Origin of the sequence: Aestuariivita sp. (assembly GCF_021404545.1) — a bacterium.
Taxonomy (GTDB): Bacteria; Pseudomonadota; Alphaproteobacteria; order Rhodobacterales; family Rhodobacteraceae; genus Aestuariivita.
The window spans coordinates 133,043-149,782 of sequence record NZ_JAAWWD010000002.1 but is presented as its reverse complement, the minus strand read 5'-3'; the positions used below and the strand labels follow the sequence as shown (position 1 = coordinate 149,782).

Below are 16,740 nucleotides of genomic sequence, written 5' to 3'. Positions count from 1 at the left end.
CGAACACCACCGAGATGAATGGCCATAGAACGGTACGAAGTTACTTTCGGCGGCGCTGACGCAAAAGGGCGCGATATCCGCCATCGGTCATCGCGCGACCATCTCGAACGAGGCTGATCGTGCTGTCCCGCAGCGCCGAGGTCTTCCAGGCTTCGGCGGCAATGCGGGATTTTCCGTAGAGGACTTTTCCAATGTCGCGGTAGCTCGCGCCGCCGATGTGCCCGTCTATTGCTTGCAGCATCCGGCGTAACCGTTGACGACGTTGTGCGGTCAATCTGCCTTTCGGTTCTGATGGACGACCCTGCAGCATGCGCCAGAGGCGGAGGGTCGCTTCAATGCGATCCAGACCGGCATCATCGAGCGGTATAGCCGCCATAAGGGGCGTGTCGGGCCCTGCGTCATCAATAAACAGAACGCGCAGCGCCCCAAGGTCATCAGACAAGGTCAAACTCGTTCCATCCGGGTCATGCACGGTTGTGTGCGGGTCGACCGAGGGGAAATCGACGGGTTGAAGACCTGCGATTGGCGATCTGGACGAGAGGATCACCGTGCCCGGATCTGTCTCAGGCTGCCAATAGACAACCGCCTGCAGAGCAGTCCGCTGAGGATCGATCGGGAAATCGCAACCCCCAAGACCGACGCACCAAGCGCGTCAGGTCACGGGGGTCCTCTTTCCTCTCAATGGCGCGGGCATACTCGTGCTGGTAGTCCGTATTTCGACGCAACCATTCCCATGCGAGGTCCGGTGCCGTCAGGGATTCGACATAGTCGTACTCTGATGCCGAGCGCCAACGCGATGGGTCTGGGGGCATTTCAATCCTCCGGACGTGCACATTGGGTCAATCGGATCAGTTTCAATCAGAGGCTGAGTCGAAGCAAGTCAGCCGAGCCCGTATCCGCATACGATGGCAATATCCTGCCGGGTCAAAGGTTTGAACCGCCCAAAAGCTGCCGATACCCATGCTCGGTCATCCATTGAGCGCGGGCCAGATGGCTGTCATGAATGTGACGCGCACGTTCCGGATCGGTGGCCGGATCAAGCGAAAACAGGACGGACACGACCTCTCGCCAATCCGCACTGTCGGCATAGGCATCCAATAGGCGCATGTAGAGTTTGACATGCGTCCGGTCGTAGTCTGTGAGGACCGCACTTTCGGGCGGTGCGTCAAGGAAGTCTGCGTTCGTCAAAGTGCCCCCCTTGTTCGGCACGTTACTGCCGATTGAAGCGTCTGTTAACCATTTCCATCCTTCGCGCGCTGGAGCCCCCGATTTCATGCAATGACGCAGTCAACTGGTTGAGCAATCTGCTCTAACGGGTTCCTTTGCCAACCTCATCGGACTCGTTAATTAACACACCTTCGCCTTGAGCAGTCGTCAGAAATACGATGCCGACGGCTTCAAGCGCCCGGCGCACCTGATCATCGGTCGACTCGAAGACCCGCTTGCCGTGGGGCGACTCGAGGCGTTTCAACGCGGTCAATGAGACCAGGGCCCGTTCAGCGAGCGTTTCCTGCGTCCAACCAAGTAACGCGCGCGCGGCCCGTGTTTGTCGGGCGGTGATCATGCATGATCACCTCCACGGACACATCTGCGCACGCCCGAACTACGACTATATTAGTCGCTCTTAGCGTTGATGGCGAGTGATTATCTGTTTTTGGGCAGGTGTTTGGCGGAAATCGCGCAATCCGATTCGGTTGGGCTTGGGTGCGCTTTTCCCCGCCCGGTGCGCCCAGGCGGGGTCGTGCTGCGGTGGCTCAGTCGCCGTTGCGGCGGACCGGGCGGGACCAGATCAGGCTGTAGGCGTCGCCGTCTTCCTCGTCGAAGAGATTGGCGTAGATCGGAACGGTGAAGCTTGGATCGTCCAGCTTGAGGCCCAGATACGCGCGGCCCTCGTTTGAGGTCTTCGACCAGGCGGCTCCGATTTCGGCGCGGCCCACCAAGACGCGGTGGCTTGGGGCGTTCTCGCTGGTCTGGCTGGTTTCGGGAACGATGCGGACGTTCTTGGCCTGAACGTTGAGGGTGACGATTTCACCGGTGTATTCGGTGCCGGACTTCTTGAAGGTGCCGATGGTTGCCATTGTGGTTCTCCTTGATCAGATGTTTTCGAGTCCGCACCATTGCGGCCTCGATGGAGATCGACAGGCCGGAGGCGACCGACGGCTCACCCGGCACGGGCCGGAACGTCAGTGGAGGACGGGGACGGGAGACTTTCTTGTAGCGCGAGGAATGGCGGCGCAGCCGACTGGGGAAGAAAGTCGACCAACCCCGTTGAGTCTTAGGCGGTCGAGGCGTAGCCGTCCTTCGGCCAGATCAGTCCATTGACGAGGCCATATGGAGCGGTCGACCAAGGCAGAGATGATCAGTGGAGACCTTGGCACCCATAGGCCACCCATGGGGTCAGGCACGACCGAATTTCCGACAATCGTCTCGCGATTCAGGTCAAATGACCTGGAGCTTCATTGTTCCAAACAGCCTTTGCGAGACCGCTGCCGCCACAGACTGTGACGTGCCGCGTTGAGCGGAACTGCCTTTAAGACAATCGAGGTGGCCCCGCTACGTCATGGCTCAAGCTGCCGATCCCAGCAGTCTCCGCCCGGTCACTTATCGAAAACACCGAGGGTTAAGCGACAGCCCTGATCTTCTTTCCGGCCAAACCCATGGGGCTAAGCTTCGCTGGCTATTTCCGTGCGTGGATCGGGTAGGGCAACGCCTGCCATCCGAAACAATGCGGTGAAGCCGACTGCCACAGCACCGATGATTGCGACGGCCATCTGCCAAGTTTCGGACGGTGTCGCGAGTCTGGTGATGCCAAGGGTCGCCGCATACCCGGCAATCGCAGCGGGACCTGCAAAGAAGGCTGCAACGAGGGCGCGGACCCAGAAGGGCCGTGCGAAAGCGAACGCAAGCTGGCCGACAATCGCCACGGCACCTGCGGCAACTGCGCCCAAAAGGACCCCCCCGACGGCCCCCGTTCCAGTCTCATAAGCCCACAGTCCGGCTGTGACGCCCGCGAGCAGTGGCAACGCATAGACGGCAAGGGTGAACACGAGCCAACAGAGAAACCCGACGGTGACGAGCAAAAGAACGATATTGAGGACAAGCATGGTGAATGTCTCCGTGCTAATCGGTTGAACGATTACGCTATCCACCACCACCTCAGCGCAGCCAAACGGTAGTGCAAAAGGCGGGTTTCTGGAAGTCTTGAGCGTTGTGACAGGGAGTGATCGGCGAGAATTTGCAACTGATCACCCGCCTTCGAACTGAAGTTTCAATGGAACCAGCGTAACGCGAACTCGGACAGTGAGACCTGATCGGTGTCACGGGTAGTGTCTGGAGCGTATTGGCATCTGGATGTTTAGTATTGCTAGTTAATGCAGCGCTTACGCGCTGCACCCTTTGCGGAAATCAAAGACCTTGATGCCAAGCTTGCGGGCCTTGTCGGCGAAATTGTCCTGAATGCCGGTGCCGGGGAAGATGATGACGCCGATGGGCAGGACGTCGAGGATCTGATCGTTGCGCTTGAAGGGGGCGGCTTTGGCGTGGCGCGTCCAGTCGGGTTTGAAGGCGACTTGCACGACCTTGCGGGTTTCGGCCCATTTGGCGGCGATCAGTTCGGCTCCGCGCGGCGATCCGCCATGCAGCAGCACCATGTCGGTGTGCTTGGCGTGAACCTTGTCAAGAGTGTCCCAGATCAATCGGTGATCGTTAAATTCGAGCCCGCCGGTGAAGGCAATTTTGGTTCCGGCTGGCAGATAGACTTCAGTATCTGCTCGGGTCTTTGCGGCAAGGAAGTCCCGACTGTCGATCATCGCTGCGGTGAGATTGCGGTGATTGACCCGTGACCCGGAGCGGGTCGCCCAAGGCGAGCCCGTCAGGCGCAGATAGTGATCGGCGGCATGGTCGCGGAAGATCTCCATGCAGTCGCGGCGGTTGAGGAGCGTTTGGCCGGTCGCAATCAGATGTTCGAGCTGGACGGATTTGACCTCTGAGCCGTCCTGTTCGCGCTGGCGGCGTTTTTGCGCCTGTTCGTTGTCATCGAGTTTGCGTTCGATCCGGTTGGTCGCGCGGTGGAACATGTTGACTGCCGACCAGAGCATCTCGTCGAGATCGGTATCGAGGCTGGTGTCGGCCATCGCGGCGACAAGGGCGTCGAAGATGTCGCTTACGGCACCTGCGATCAGGCGATCTTCAGGTCCGTCGCGGGGGTCGGGGTCGTTTTCGGAATGGCGGTAGCCAAAGAGTTCCAGATCGCTGCAGATGGCGTGGGTGGCGGACGCGTCGTGGTGCGGCTCGGCATCGCTGTGGTGGGGATCGGCATACATGGTGTGCTCCTTCGTCGGTTTGACCGCGACCGCCGCGGCCTTCATGGCGCCGAAAGAGGGCAGACGGAGCGGAGCTGCACCCGCACGGGCCGCAGCGCAGCGGAGGAGGCCGGAGGCCGGTTCTTTTGTCTCGCGATGCAAAGCGCCCGCTCGGGCGCGGTGGAAAAGAACCGGGCGCAGGCCTTGTCTGTCCGATCCGTTTGCCGTCCGGTCGCCCTCCCAAGAAGGCCGGGGTCGCGCGTCTCTCCGACCCGGGGGCACCTCTCTTGCTGGTCCTAGACAGGGGGCACTAGCTGGATGCGGCGTTGTTCGCGGTCAATGCTGTAGCATTCATGAAGCATGCAACGTCTTCCGGCGCGATCTGGACCCGGAGCGCGTCTCGGAGGGCATCGGCTCCAAGCAGGCGGAGATCATCGTTGAAATCACCCAAGTGAGGCGACAGGGTGATCGCCTCGATGCCCGCATCCTTGGCGCGTTGCATCAGGCGGGCCGATGCGCCGTCACCGGCTGGATCGTTGTCACGGGCGATATAGAGGCGTCTGAGGGACGGCGGGAAGCGGATGGCGGCAAGATGGGCAGCGGACAGCGCTGCGGCCATCGGCAGATTGGGCAGGATAATTCTGAGCGACAGAATGGTTTCGATGCCTTCACCTGCTGCCATGACATCGCGTGCGTTGCCAAACCGGACAGCGTGGCCGAGCAAATTGCCCATCGCACGGCGAGGCGTGTCGATTGGGGCTTTGCCCAAGTTTGTCTTCGAGAATCCGTCCGGATCGATGAAGGGCGTGGGCGATGAGTTGGCGAAATTCTTGAGCGCCGGAGCGGCCTCATGCGCAAACCGTGACGCGGCATATTTCGAGTGACGGATTTTGATCTCCTGGAAATCCTCGACGCCCCAGAGGTTCCGGTTCTGGCAGACCGCACGCAGGTAGAAACTGGCGATGCCCAGCGTCTTGGCCCCGACTTCTGAGTTCCAGCAGTAGAACCCCCGAAAGTAGAGGTCGGGTGAGCCGTCGGGCAGGATCCCCGCCTCGATCGGGTTCAGGTCATCGACGAGGAACAGGAACACATCACGATCCGAGGCATAGAGCGTTGTTGTTTCCTTGGTCACGTCCACACGCGGACTGTAGATGCCGGTCGACCAATCGAGGACACCCGGCACCTTCCAGCGCGTATCACCGGTGCCGTTGCCCGCGATGCGCTGCACGGCGGAGACCAGTTCGTGGTCGTAGATGCGGCCATAGTCCGGACCGGTCACGGCGCGAAGTTCCGTGCGCCCGTTCGCGACCTCCATGGTCTTGATCTGCTCTGCCCGGTGGTTGGTCAGCCCATATTGCAGGTTGATGCCTGCCAGCGGTGCGGACAGCTGGCGCAGATAGGCGGCTGGCGCGCCGACAATGCTCGACAATTGTCCAAAGCTCCAATGTGTCGGTGCGATGGGCTCGTCGGTCCCGGGTAGGACCAGCCCCAGTTTCTCGGGGTCATCGCGATGCGCCTCGACCCGGATCGCGGCACTCTCCACCGTGCGCGTCCGGCTCTGCTCAGCGCGCGCCTTCACCGAGGCGAAGAGATCGTCGAGCGACACATACCGCTCATCATCGGGTCGCGAGTACCACTCCGATGACACGCGATCCACGTTTTCACCGCGTGACACATCAACCTTGTAACCGCCACTGGCGTTACGCCCGGCATCGATAATTTGGGTATTCATTGGGTATCTCCCGCGACGGGCGGTCAGGAGCCTCTCTCTCGACCTCCAAACCCGTCACGGGAACAGCCTCCACTCTCTCACTCCGATGGTTTTCCGGATCAAACGCTTTTCCACGGAGCTCTGTTACTTGGGGCGGCCGTCCGATGTTTGTATACAAATTTCGGACAGGCCACTTCCATCATGTCCGAAATCATGCTACAGATTTCGGACATGGACCATGCTTCCACAGATCTAAAGAGCAATATCCTGACACGGATTGCGAATGGCACGCCGCGGGGCGTGTGGACGCCGCGGGATTTTTTGGATCTCGGCGAACGTGATGCCGTGGACAAAGTGCTGCAGCGACTGACGCGGGCAGGGGCTCTGCGCCGGGTGGATCGTGGCCTCTACGATCAACCGTCGACCAATCGCCTGACCCAGAAAGACAGCCCGGCAGATCCCCGCGAAGTGATTGATGCCATCGCACGCCGAGATCAGATACGCGTCCTTGTCGATGGGATGACGGCCGCAAACGATCTGGGTCTCACCAATGCTGTTCCGGCCAAGATCCTGGTGCATGCCGACGCGCGATTGAAAACGATCTCGCTTGGCCAGTTGGACATTGTTTTCAAGCCGACCGCTGCCAGCAAGCTTTACTGGGCAGGACGTCCGGCGATGCGCATCGTGCAGGCGCTGCACTGGCTGCGGGACACGATGGGCCAAGCAGAAGATGACCAGATGTTGATCCGCCGCCTGACAGCGCTTCTCAATGATCCAAAAAGTGGAAATCTCCTTCGTGACGACCTGAGGGACGGGCTGACGACCTTGCCCGCATGGATGCAGAGCCTGCTGCGTCCGATCTTGGCAGAGCAGGCAGGTGCAGCATGAACCGCGCTTTCGACCGCATTATTTCTGCAAATGACGAAACACGATTGGGCCTGTTCACAACGACGGCGCAACGATTGGGGACAACACCGCAGAATGTCGAAAAAGACTTCTGGGTATGCTGGACGCTGGATGCGCTGTTCAACGGTTTGCCTGCCGGACCAAGGCTCCTGTTCAAGGGAGGCACGTCCCTGTCAAAGGGCTTTGGGTTGATACGCCGGTTCTCGGAGGATATTGATGTCACTGTTTTCCGGGACGACTTGGGAGAAGCCGCAACCATAGAAGAGCTTGAGGCCCTGAGCGGTAAGAAACGCGCAAAGGCGCTCGATGCGATCAAAGCGGCCTGTGAAGCATATATTCAGGGACCGGTCTTTGAAGATCTGACCGAAATCGTTTCGGACGTCGCCGAGCGCAATGGACTCAACAAGACCCAGCTCTTTGTCGAGCCAGATCCGGAAGACAGACAGGCGCTCTACCTGCGCTATCCAACAGCGACACCGGTTGATGCCTACATCTCAAAGGCCGTGAAAATCGAGTCCGGTGCAAAATCCGCGCTTGATCCCAATTCTGTGCGCAGCATTATTCCCTATCTGGCGGAAGACGTTCCGGATATCGATCTGACTGTTGGAAACGTCACCATCGTCGACGTTGAGCGGACATTTTGGGACAAGATCGTGATCCTGCATGGCCTGCGTCGTTGGTTCGACGCACGCGGAGAACTCAAAGGTAGCGGGCAGCGCGTGTCGCGACACTATTACGATATCTATCAACTTCTGGGTTCGGACCTTGGCGAGAGGGCTTTGGCGGATCGTGCGCTTGGTGCCGACTGCGTTGCCCACGCGCGCATGTTTTTCAACCGCCCGGCTTTCGATCTTGCGACAGCAGTTGCGCCGACATTTTCCATCAGTCCCGTTGGAAAAATGCTCGATGACCTGCGCCGCGACTATCGCGCGATGTCGGACATGATTTTCGGAGAAGCGCCACCCTTTGATGCCGTGATAGAGCGGGTTGCTGATTTGGAGAAGAGGCTGAATTTAAGGCCGTAGCCGTTAGAGTTTTGCCTTCAAGATCAATTAAAGGTGGCGCGGGAATCTACCCTTACCATGCATCCATGGGTGTTCAGCTGGTTGCGCAGCGAAGTTGACCTTCGCTAAGGCACAGTAAGTGTTCAGTTATCGACCACTATCAACGCCTAGATTGGCATATTTCCGCTAGCGCGATAAGGGCGGGTCCGCCTGAGGCTTGCGAACAAACCGCGCATGGATGGTGTTGATTAGTCCATTGATGCCGAGAGTAATCAGAGATTTGCCTTTGCGATGGAGCTAGGCGGAAGGCTCGGACACTCTGTCGAGCGATCGTTCCCGAGTAACTGTACGACATCACCAACTCGCTCAGACGGAACATGCATCCGCGCATATTTCAGAGCGGCGTGGACTGCTTCGACATGGGACGGACCAAGCGCTTGGACGACATTTGGATGCAGCATCATATCCGTCGTTGTGGTCACATGTGTTCCGTTAAAGCGTTCAGAGCATATCCGCTTGGCCTTCTTTTCATCAATCAATGCAACCGCTTCGTTCCGCACAGCATAAGCGATTGTAGCGGCCTCCCCGTCACCAAGGGTACGAGCTGCCGGGCCTTCGATCAGTGAGCGGTAAATTTCTTCTTCGGCATCGCCCAACTCCACCACCTTAACCAGGCCTTCACTTTGAAGCGTTCGTAGTTCGGTAGCCGTTGAATAGCCGCGCCTCTCGCCCTCAAGAAGCTCCTCAATCGCATTCTTAGTCGTTAGAAGAACTCCAGACGTTGCCTGAATGATAGCGCCTGCATGACCGGAAGCATCCAGATTAATCAAAACGCTTGTGTCAGCAACTACGTCCGAACCGCCTAAATCAGGAAAGCTTGAAGAACTCATCAGCCTCGCTTTCCTCGCTGTCGTTTTCATTTACCAATGCACGGATGTCGATGCGGCTCAACTTGAGCAGGCTGGCGAGTTGACCTTCGCTGTACAAATTCTGCTTCCATGCTTCTTTCGCAAGCAGGCCGATACGTGGTGGTATCGGGCCGCGCGGTGGCATGAAAGTCGACGCCCTTTCTGATCCATCACCGACAACCTGCCTAACTTGTTCATCCGAAATACCGCCATTTGCGATGAACCAGTCCCATGTTCCACGTTTTGCAAGACCAAGCTCTTCGAGGCGGCGCGTCATCGCCTCCCGCGACACACCAAAAGCATGCGCGAGAAGTATGATGTGGCGGCGCGTGAGCCTGGATTGTCCGGCTGTAAGCTCTGCAAAGCGTTGCCGAACCGCGCGTGACGGCGTCAAGAAACACCGCGCAAAAGCGTTTGCATAGATTTCATCACGCGAGTTGTGATCTTTCTCTGTTAGCAAGGCTTCCGGTTGGCGGCGTGCCGAGATGAAGTGAGCCAGCTCGTGAAGCGCCGATTGGATGATGCGTTCTGGCGGATGGCTTGAATTCAAGAGCATGCATGCTCCTGCTTTTTCATCATACGCAAACAAGCCTGAAATCTTGGGCGGCAGTGGCCTTAGAAAAACACGAATGCCTAACTGAAGCTGCAATATCGAGATGATGTCGAAGCACGGACCCGAGCCAAGACCAATCCAATCACGTAATTCTTGCGCATCCTGTTCAGCCTGTGCCTTTGCGTTTCCGGGCAACAACGGTCTTTCCGGCGGATAATTCTGCTGGCGCTGGATACCCAATGCGTCTTCAAGTTCTATTTCAGATCGCACGAGATCATTCAGAAGCATCACTGCCTCGAGAACGTCATCTTCCGCACTTTGCGTCAGCTTCCGAAACCTCGGGATCAAGTCGAGATGCACAGCTTCACTGCGCAACAAAGCGTTTGCGGAAGTTCCATATAGGGAAGCGAGCTTTTGCAGCTCATTTGTGCGGACGCGACGTTCGCCTTTTTCGATTGCGACAATTGTCGTTCTTGCCACGCCGATTGACTTCGCGGAGTCCGCTTGCGTTATCCGCGCGCTTTCACGGGCAATTCGCAATCGTTCGCCGACTGTTGCCTCGTCTAGTGTTGATTTTGTTGCGCTGCTCATCGGTTACCTCGAACCCAATTTTGAAGGAAAGACCCACTTCCAAGAGAAGCTGTAAACGCGCTCCACTCAGATGCATGCTGCGAGATCATTTCTCTGATGTTTTTCTCTGTTTGCTCGACCGACAAACCTAACGTGTCGGCAACCTCGTATGCTTGTCGCCGAAGACCAACTCGTCCGTCCTCTCCAGCAAGATCGGCCAGATGATCCATGTGCAGCACCCCTGCAATGGCGTACTCGCGAAAAGCCGTGTTCATTTTGTCGAATGTGGGAGGTACGCTGAGTGCAAGATTCTCGGCTGTTAGGTCATGTGCGATATAGGTTTCAACGGGCTCTGTTTGCCCCGCTGCATGTACGCTCAAGCGGCGCAGCATACAGGCCGCGCAGACACCGCACTGGCGGAATTGTCCGTCAACAGAACTCCACTGCGCGCTTTTCCAACACGACCGCGTTGTTTTCCACTCATCGCCGTCGATCCCAAGAGCAAGGTAAGCATGCAGTGTTTGTCCCTTCGTGTACCAGAGGCGCGGAAACGAGTATTCGATATTAGTGCCAAGCAACGCACTGAGAAACCGGTGCATACGGCGCAAGAATGCCGGGTGATTCCGATAATCAGGATAAGCATGAGCCACAGGCGCGAGCACAGGCCCCAACGCCCCTTGGCCGCTCTCGGGGATGATGATGCGCGATGCTCCGCAAATGTAGGATGCCAGGCCGCTCACTAGTGCGAAACGGAAACCTCGGTTTCGTGCGCTTGTCTCTTGATTGCGCACTTTCTTCTTGAGCTTATATGGTACTGCAGTGAACGGCTGCCCTTTCGGCGGCTTGTCCGACCGCTTCGAGCCAAGCCTGACTCTTACCAATGCGTGATCGAGATCAGCACGTACCAGTCCGGCAACCGCCCTTGAATCCATACCATCGCTAAATGCCAATGTTGCTTCTGTCTTGGGCGGAATCTCAAGATATCTTTGGCGTGGCGCAGGCTCGATTGTCTTTCTCTCAGAGAATGCGAAGTGCCAACGGTCGCCAGTCAAAAAGCCAAGCGCATCATGCAATGCATCGTAAACCTCGGGTTGAGTCCAGCGATCTAGATCATGAACGGGCACTCTAACCTTGAAATCGCGCGCCCATGAGGCAGACAAGCGCGTTAGGCTGCGATCACAATACTCAACGACAGCGGCGACAACCATCGCGTCAAACACCACCGGGTCCCAATTGTGTGTTGCGTAGGATTCCAAATCCCGCGTCGAGAATTCTATGTCTTGGCCGAGAACCAGAACATCCGGTCGCGTGGCCCCATTTGGTGCCGCTTCCACAACGGAAACCTTTAGTTCACGGGAGCCTAGTGAATGCAAAACGTGGTTCATCGTAGTTCAGGCCCTTCATCTAAGCCGTCATGCTTTGAAAGACTCCTGCCAAGGTTGCCTTTGGTTGGTGCATTGAGCATAGTTTTGGCCAAAGCATTGAGATCACACTGGCTTCGAGCATCATCCATTCGCGACCGAACGAATTTCGCGCGATGACCCGGCGCTTCACGGTAATAGTGTTCTTCAATTCCTCGAAAGGCTGATTTCGAACACTCATCAAGCGCGCCTACGAGTGCCTGTTCGCAGGCTGCTTCACCGCTGAGGCCGCTTGCAACGGCTTCTTTAGCACAGTCAATCAACGCATTCCCAGCGGCGGATCCGGGGCATTCCGCCCGGAGTGCATCCAGCTCTTGAGGGTTTTGCAGAGAGAAAAGCGCTCCTTGATCGTCGACGCCTAGCGCTTTCATTAACTGCTCCAGAGGGGCCTCACGAAATTCCTTTTGCAGGGCAGCGGGCAAAGCCTCAGACACCTCATGCACTGAGTAGGCGGCCTTATCGGCGCGCTCCGCCAAGCGCTTCCAGTGGCTGCGCATAGGTAGGCTTTTATGTGGTCCATCACTCATGAAGCGTCTCCATGTCAGCTTTTATAATATAAAATACTGACAATGTCAAATATACATTTTGCTACGTCAATGAGCCCTTTGATCCGTGCCAGGAATGTGGGTGCCGCTTCACGGTCTGGCTGTCGTGAGCTTAGCCTGTAACTTGTCGTTCGCAGTGAACGTCTCCTTCGGCGGCGTGGAGGGTGGTGCGCTTGCTCGTCAGGGGGACGGCATGTAGTACAAGTTCTGACGGCCCAACCGCCTGTTCGGCCTTACAAGGTAGGCCAACGCAAGGGATGACACGCAGACAGAGCGAGTTACCCTGCAAACGAAATTCGCCTTTGCGCTAGCGTCTCGAAATGCCTATGTTTTGGGTCCTGTATCCAAAGAAACAATTGGAAGTAGCCGGCGGTTTCGTCGTGGGTCATGCGAGGGGCGCGATGGAATATTTATACATTGCCGACACTAACCTCTTTTTTGAGGCCAAGCGCTTGGAGGATTTGCCATGGGCAGAACTCGGAAATGATCCTATCGTTATCGGCCTGACTAAACCGGTTCAGGCGGAGATTGACCGCCATAAGAAGGGCACGGGAAGAACCCGGAAACGGGCTTTGGAAACGTTTGGTCGGGTCCGCGCGATGCTGCAAAAACTCCAAACCGAAATCGTAATCCAAGAGGCCGCTCCGCGCGTCGTCTTGCGCCTAATGACAAACGCCCGTCCCGATCCCGAACACGCGGACACTTTGGACTATGAGGCTGTGGATGACCGGATCGTTGGTATCGTCTCGGAACTGTCCAAGGACCAAAGTTTTGCGTCGGTCAAAGTGATGACAGATGACGGCGGGGTGGCAATGACGGCCTCTGCATTGGGTGTAGATTTCCACCTGCTTGAGGACAGTTGGAAGCGTGAACCAGTTATGTCGGACAAGGATCGCCAGATCGCCGACCTTGAGAAGGACATTGCGGCCTATCGGTCGCAGGAACCGGTCATCCAGATTGAGGATGCGACAGACGGAGAGATTTCGTCCCATGTCGTGCGGAAAGTTCCTGACGCACTTTCTCCTGACCAAGTGGATGAGTTAGTAAAGCGGCTTGAAGCAACCCACCCTAAGGTGACTGATTTTTCAGTTCCGGAAACCCGCATCGAAAGCGATGGGGCAGAGATATCTTACATCGCACCCAGCGACGAAGATGTGTCAGAATACACGACCACCGAATATCCGAAATGGCTGTCAAAATGCCGGTCCGATCTCGAGCGATTGCATAAGGGCCGCGAGGAACGAGAACCATCCGTGACGATTCGCGTTTCACTTCGTAATGTCGGGGCACGCCCCGCATCCAAACTGCGCATTTCATTCGAGGCGCAGGGCCAATTGTTCATAATCCGGCGATCACGCGAGATTGACGTAGAACACGATCAGCCGACGCACAATCCGGCTGTGACGCGGCTTTCGATACCCCCTGTTGCCCCGAAGGCCGAAAGGGTTGTGAAGCGTCCGCCGAAGCCACAATCTGCGCGGTCCACCAATATTGCCGAGTTGTCGCGTTCAATGGGCGGCAGTGTTGATTTGGCCAACCTTGGGTTTGCAAGACCCGGATCGGTGCTGGACGCTGCTGCGCGCGCTGGATCAGTCTTCGACGATTTACACCGGAGCGGCGTTTTTGATGATCTGACCCGCGGGAGTTCCGCGATCCAGCAGGCACTTGGCCTGCAAGCGGAACACCAAAGAATGCAGGACCTTATTAATCCTTCGCATCTCAATATGTTGACGGGGCCGGACCACCGGGTCTTCATGGACCCGATCGTTCCGCGACTGCCGATAATACCCAAACACGATCCTGAAGACTTTTACTATGATGATTGGCCTGAGGGGCGCCCTGTGAGGACTGGGGCGCTGACATGCGATTTATTCCGTCACCAAGGCGAGGCCGAGTTCTTCGACGTGGAAATAGCTTTCCCTGAAGAGGGCGATATTACTGGAGCAGTTTTATGCCGAGTGGAGGCTGAGAATTTGACCAAGCCAGTTGAAACACGGATACGAGTGGGCCGGACCGTGGAGCACTTCGCCGTACTGAATGTGGCCCAAGATCTAATTGAAGCATTGGGGAACTGACCCATGTCCGCACTATTCCAGAACGCCGTTACGTCGCTTCGAATGGGAATCGAAGATTTCCAGACCGGCGAGGACGACCGGATGATTTCATCCGCCCGGAACTATTATGCCGGCCTTCTGCTGTTGGCCAAAGAATGTCTTGTAAGGGCGGCGCCGAACGCTGACCCCATGCAGGTAATCGGCGCAAAGGTGAAACCAATTTCGGATGGTGCGGGTGGCGTGGCGGCTGCGCCGGACGGCCCCACCACCATCAGCTTTCACGACCTTAAGAAACGGTTTTCCGACTTCGGTCTCCCGTGGCCGGATGGCGATCTTCAAAAGCTGGTGGGAATGCGAAACCAGCTTGAGCACTTACACCTAAAAGAGCCGGTGGCGGCTCTTGCTGAAGCGATTGCCTCTTCATTTCCCATGGTCGTCGATTTCTTTGCGATCCTAGGCGAAGACCCGAAGGTTGAGCTCGGCGACACTTGGGACGTCATTTTGGAGCGGCACGATGCGTTCAAGAAGGTGCAGGCCGTATGCCTGGCCGAACTCGCCCTAATTGACTGGAATATTGAGCCTGGCAATCTTGATCGGATGTCCTGCCCGAATTGCGGATCATCGCTGATCGGTCAGGAAGAGTCGGGTAACACTGATGTTGGAAGCTTCCATGCGAAGTGCGCCCAATGCGGTGAGGTATTCGACGCGGAAGACTCAATTCGCATGGTCGTTGATGCCGCCTTTGGAGCCGACAACTACATCGCCGCGAAAGAAGGAGGCGAGCCGGTTGTGAACGATTGCCCAAATTGCGCCATATCGAATGCCTACGTGCAAAACGGTGAAGCGAACGGATGCATCGCATGTGGCTTTGTGCTTGACGAAAGTTGTGTCCGGTGCGGGGCGGGCATTACGCTGGACGAATACTCTGTGTTGGATAGTGGACTATGCGGCTACTGCAATCATATGTCTGAAAAGGTCATGCGCGAGTGACCTGTCGGTTATGACGCTTAGCGCGGCACCAAGGTCATTCACAGCGTAGAATAGTGTTGGCCCATTGATCCAGTTGAACAATTTGTACGCTACAGTATCCGATTGCCGATAGCTGTCAGAGCAGGCCTTTCATCAACAGGGACTTTCGCTTTCTATCGAATTTTATCTGCAAAAAATCGAAATGGAAGTGTCATGTCGTGCGCTAAGATGAGACCATGAAAAGAACGATTAGGCGTCATCAGCTGCGGGAGATGGTACCGTTAGCTGACACCACGATCTACGAACTTGAAAAACGGGGAGAATTCCCAAGACGATTTCATCTGTCAGCCAGATGTGTGGTTTGGGATCAAGCAGAGGTCGAGGAATGGCTCGATGAGCGCCGAAGGTTGTCGGATCTCAAGGCCAACAAACGTGCCCCCGTACCGGACGTACGCTTGCGTAAAGCTCGCCCGGTCAAATCGTCGGCTCGGGGGCGAGGAGGTCCATCGCCGGCGGATAGAGCGTAGGTTGATACCTCTGGCCAGACACCCAAGCATCAACGAGATTGGCCCATTCCTGCATCATATGGCGGCGTTGATGCTCGTATTCGGCCTTATTGTATATGCCGCGCGACGACCGACCATCCTCATGTGCAAGGCATTTTTCAATCCAATCACCATTGAACCCCAACTCGTTCAAAAGCGTCGAACCGGTGCGGCGCAGGTCGTGAACGGTGAAGTGTTCAAGAGGTAGGCCCTCTTTTTGTGCTCTTACGATGACAGCCTTTGTCACTCGGTTGAATGTCGCCCGCGACATTGGGGCATCCGCGTCATAACGTGAAGGAAGCAGATATCGGGAATTGCCTGCGCAGGTCTTCAGCGCGATCAGTATGTCGATCGTCTGTTGTGCCAGGTAAATGTTATGGGGCTTGGATCGCTTCATTCTTTCCTTCGGAATCGACCAAACCGCATTCTCAAAATCGATTTCATCCCAAGTTGCATCTTGAAGTTCGCTCTTTCTCACCATGGTCAACAGGAACATTTTGACGCCCAGACGAATGGTCGGAAGGGTCGCGACATGTTCAAGCTGGTTTAGCATGATCCGTATCTCCGAAGGCGACAACGACCGATCTCTCGGAACAAAAGTGGCTATGGACGATGGCCCAACTTCATCGGCAGGATTTGCAACTTTCTCGCCGTTAAGGATCGCGAATGCGTAGATAAGTTTCACAATATCCCGAACATGGATGGCGGTCGCTGGTGCGCCGCGATCCTTGACCGTTGCGCACCTCATTCGTAGGTCGTCTGCACTGATCTCCGACAGCAACCGATTTCGAAACATTGGAAGAATATCCCGCTCGAACACCGAACGCCGCATCGCGCGCGTACTGTCCGCCATCTTGGCTTCTCTCAGCCACCGTTCGCCAAACTCACCGAAGCTCTTCGCTTCTTTCAAGCGACGCTTCTTGCGCTGCTTCTCCTGAGCGGGCGAATGACCTTCGGCAACGAGACGCTTCGCATCGATCAACGCCTCCCGAGCGCGGGCAAGAGAAAAGCCCGCAGAGCCATATCGACCAATGGTGAGCGTCTCGCGACGATCGTTCAAACGATAGTCGAAACGGAACACGATTGTGCCCGAAGGTTGAACCGTAACGTACATACCGTCACGGTCGGCCACTTTGTACAATTTGTTCCTTGGTTTCAGAGATCTAAGGGCGGCATCTGTCAGCATTACACTCTCCCAAAACTGGGTTTATCGAGCGAAAACACGGAAATATACCGTCAGATAGAATTTAACA

At 56.5% G+C, this 16,740-nt stretch carries 18 protein-coding genes; 5 read left to right on the top strand and 13 right to left on the bottom strand.

Annotation, left to right across the window (positions count from 1 at the left end; all coding sequences use genetic code 11):
* Positions 1-40 precede the first annotated feature (40 nt).
* The 8 genes from HEP69_RS01925 to HEP69_RS01895 form a co-directional block, all read right to left on the bottom strand.
* Complete coding sequence (locus tag HEP69_RS01925; RefSeq protein ID WP_290556823.1) at positions 41-442, bottom strand: DUF2285 domain-containing protein; 402 nt, start codon at positions 440-442, stop codon at positions 41-43.
* 121 nt (positions 443-563) lie between these two features.
* The gene (locus HEP69_RS23680) at positions 564-812 is read right to left on the bottom strand and encodes a DUF6499 domain-containing protein (protein ID WP_366111291.1); all 249 of its coding nucleotides are present in this window, start codon (positions 810-812) and stop codon (positions 564-566) included.
* Positions 813-924: 112 nt separating this feature from the next.
* Entirely contained in the window at positions 925-1,188 is a 264-nt protein-coding gene (locus HEP69_RS01920) for a DUF2285 domain-containing protein (protein WP_290556822.1), read from the bottom strand.
* Positions 1,189-1,309: 121 nt separating this feature from the next.
* Positions 1,310-1,564 carry a helix-turn-helix transcriptional regulator gene (locus HEP69_RS01915; protein WP_085310008.1) on the bottom strand — a complete coding sequence of 85 codons (255 nt, stop codon included), beginning with the start codon at positions 1,562-1,564 and terminating at the stop codon, positions 1,310-1,312.
* Between the two features lie 190 nt (positions 1,565-1,754).
* The gene (locus HEP69_RS01910; protein ID WP_290556821.1) at positions 1,755-2,078 is read right to left on the bottom strand and encodes a DUF736 domain-containing protein; all 324 of its coding nucleotides are present in this window, start codon (positions 2,076-2,078) and stop codon (positions 1,755-1,757) included.
* A 585-nt stretch (positions 2,079-2,663) separates the two neighbouring features.
* Positions 2,664-3,104 (bottom strand): hypothetical protein, encoded by a 441-nt coding sequence (locus HEP69_RS01905; RefSeq protein WP_290556820.1) that lies wholly within the window; start codon positions 3,102-3,104, stop codon positions 2,664-2,666.
* A 276-nt stretch (positions 3,105-3,380) separates the two neighbouring features.
* On the bottom strand, positions 3,381-4,322 hold the full coding sequence (locus HEP69_RS01900) for a DUF2493 domain-containing protein (RefSeq protein WP_290556819.1): 942 nt from the start codon (positions 4,320-4,322) through the stop codon (positions 3,381-3,383).
* Positions 4,323-4,611: 289 nt separating this feature from the next.
* Positions 4,612-6,033: a toprim domain-containing protein gene (locus HEP69_RS01895; RefSeq protein ID WP_290556818.1), complete on the bottom strand. Its 1,422-nt coding sequence runs from the start codon at positions 6,031-6,033 to the stop codon at positions 4,612-4,614.
* Positions 6,034-6,213: 180 nt separating this feature from the next.
* Between HEP69_RS01895 and HEP69_RS01890 the strand changes: the two genes are divergently transcribed.
* Positions 6,214-6,900 (top strand): DUF6088 family protein, encoded by a 687-nt coding sequence (locus tag HEP69_RS01890; protein ID WP_290556817.1) that lies wholly within the window; start codon positions 6,214-6,216, stop codon positions 6,898-6,900.
* On the top strand, positions 6,897-7,943 hold the full coding sequence (locus HEP69_RS01885; protein ID WP_290556816.1) for a nucleotidyl transferase AbiEii/AbiGii toxin family protein: 1,047 nt from the start codon (positions 6,897-6,899) through the stop codon (positions 7,941-7,943). The genes HEP69_RS01890 and HEP69_RS01885 overlap by 4 nt, the downstream gene beginning before the upstream one ends.
* A 251-nt stretch (positions 7,944-8,194) precedes the next feature.
* Here HEP69_RS01885 and HEP69_RS01880 read toward each other — a convergent pair whose 3' ends face one another.
* Genes HEP69_RS01880 through HEP69_RS01865 form a run of 4 tightly spaced genes read right to left on the bottom strand, consistent with a single transcriptional unit; the run spans position 8,195 to position 11,901 of the window.
* On the bottom strand, positions 8,195-8,812 hold the full coding sequence (locus HEP69_RS01880) for a hypothetical protein (RefSeq protein ID WP_290556815.1): 618 nt from the start codon (positions 8,810-8,812) through the stop codon (positions 8,195-8,197).
* Positions 8,790-9,974 (bottom strand): XRE family transcriptional regulator, encoded by a 1,185-nt coding sequence (locus HEP69_RS01875; RefSeq protein ID WP_290556814.1) that lies wholly within the window; start codon positions 9,972-9,974, stop codon positions 8,790-8,792. The genes HEP69_RS01880 and HEP69_RS01875 overlap by 23 nt, the downstream gene beginning before the upstream one ends.
* Positions 9,971-11,338, bottom strand: a complete 1,368-nt coding sequence (locus HEP69_RS01870) for a 7-cyano-7-deazaguanine synthase (protein WP_290556813.1) — start codon at positions 11,336-11,338, stop codon at positions 9,971-9,973. The genes HEP69_RS01875 and HEP69_RS01870 overlap by 4 nt, the downstream gene beginning before the upstream one ends.
* Complete coding sequence (locus tag HEP69_RS01865; protein ID WP_290556812.1) at positions 11,335-11,901, bottom strand: hypothetical protein; 567 nt, start codon at positions 11,899-11,901, stop codon at positions 11,335-11,337. The genes HEP69_RS01870 and HEP69_RS01865 overlap by 4 nt, the downstream gene beginning before the upstream one ends.
* 419 nt (positions 11,902-12,320) lie before the next feature.
* Between HEP69_RS01865 and HEP69_RS01860 the strand changes: the two genes are divergently transcribed.
* From HEP69_RS01860 to HEP69_RS01850, 3 genes are all read left to right on the top strand, one after another.
* On the top strand, positions 12,321-13,994 hold the full coding sequence (locus HEP69_RS01860; protein WP_290556811.1) for a PIN domain-containing protein: 1,674 nt from the start codon (positions 12,321-12,323) through the stop codon (positions 13,992-13,994).
* Between the two features lie 3 nt (positions 13,995-13,997).
* Entirely contained in the window at positions 13,998-14,963 is a 966-nt protein-coding gene (locus tag HEP69_RS01855) for a hypothetical protein (RefSeq protein WP_290556810.1), read from the top strand.
* Positions 14,964-15,178: 215 nt separating this feature from the next.
* The gene (locus tag HEP69_RS01850; RefSeq protein WP_290556809.1) at positions 15,179-15,469 is read left to right on the top strand and encodes an AlpA family phage regulatory protein; all 291 of its coding nucleotides are present in this window, start codon (positions 15,179-15,181) and stop codon (positions 15,467-15,469) included.
* Here HEP69_RS01850 and HEP69_RS01845 read toward each other — a convergent pair.
* A complete protein-coding gene (locus HEP69_RS01845; protein ID WP_290556808.1) occupies positions 15,417-16,673 on the bottom strand; it encodes a tyrosine-type recombinase/integrase in 1,257 nt (418 codons plus the stop codon). The genes HEP69_RS01850 and HEP69_RS01845 overlap by 53 nt on opposite strands.
* Positions 16,674-16,740: the final 67 nt, after the last annotated feature.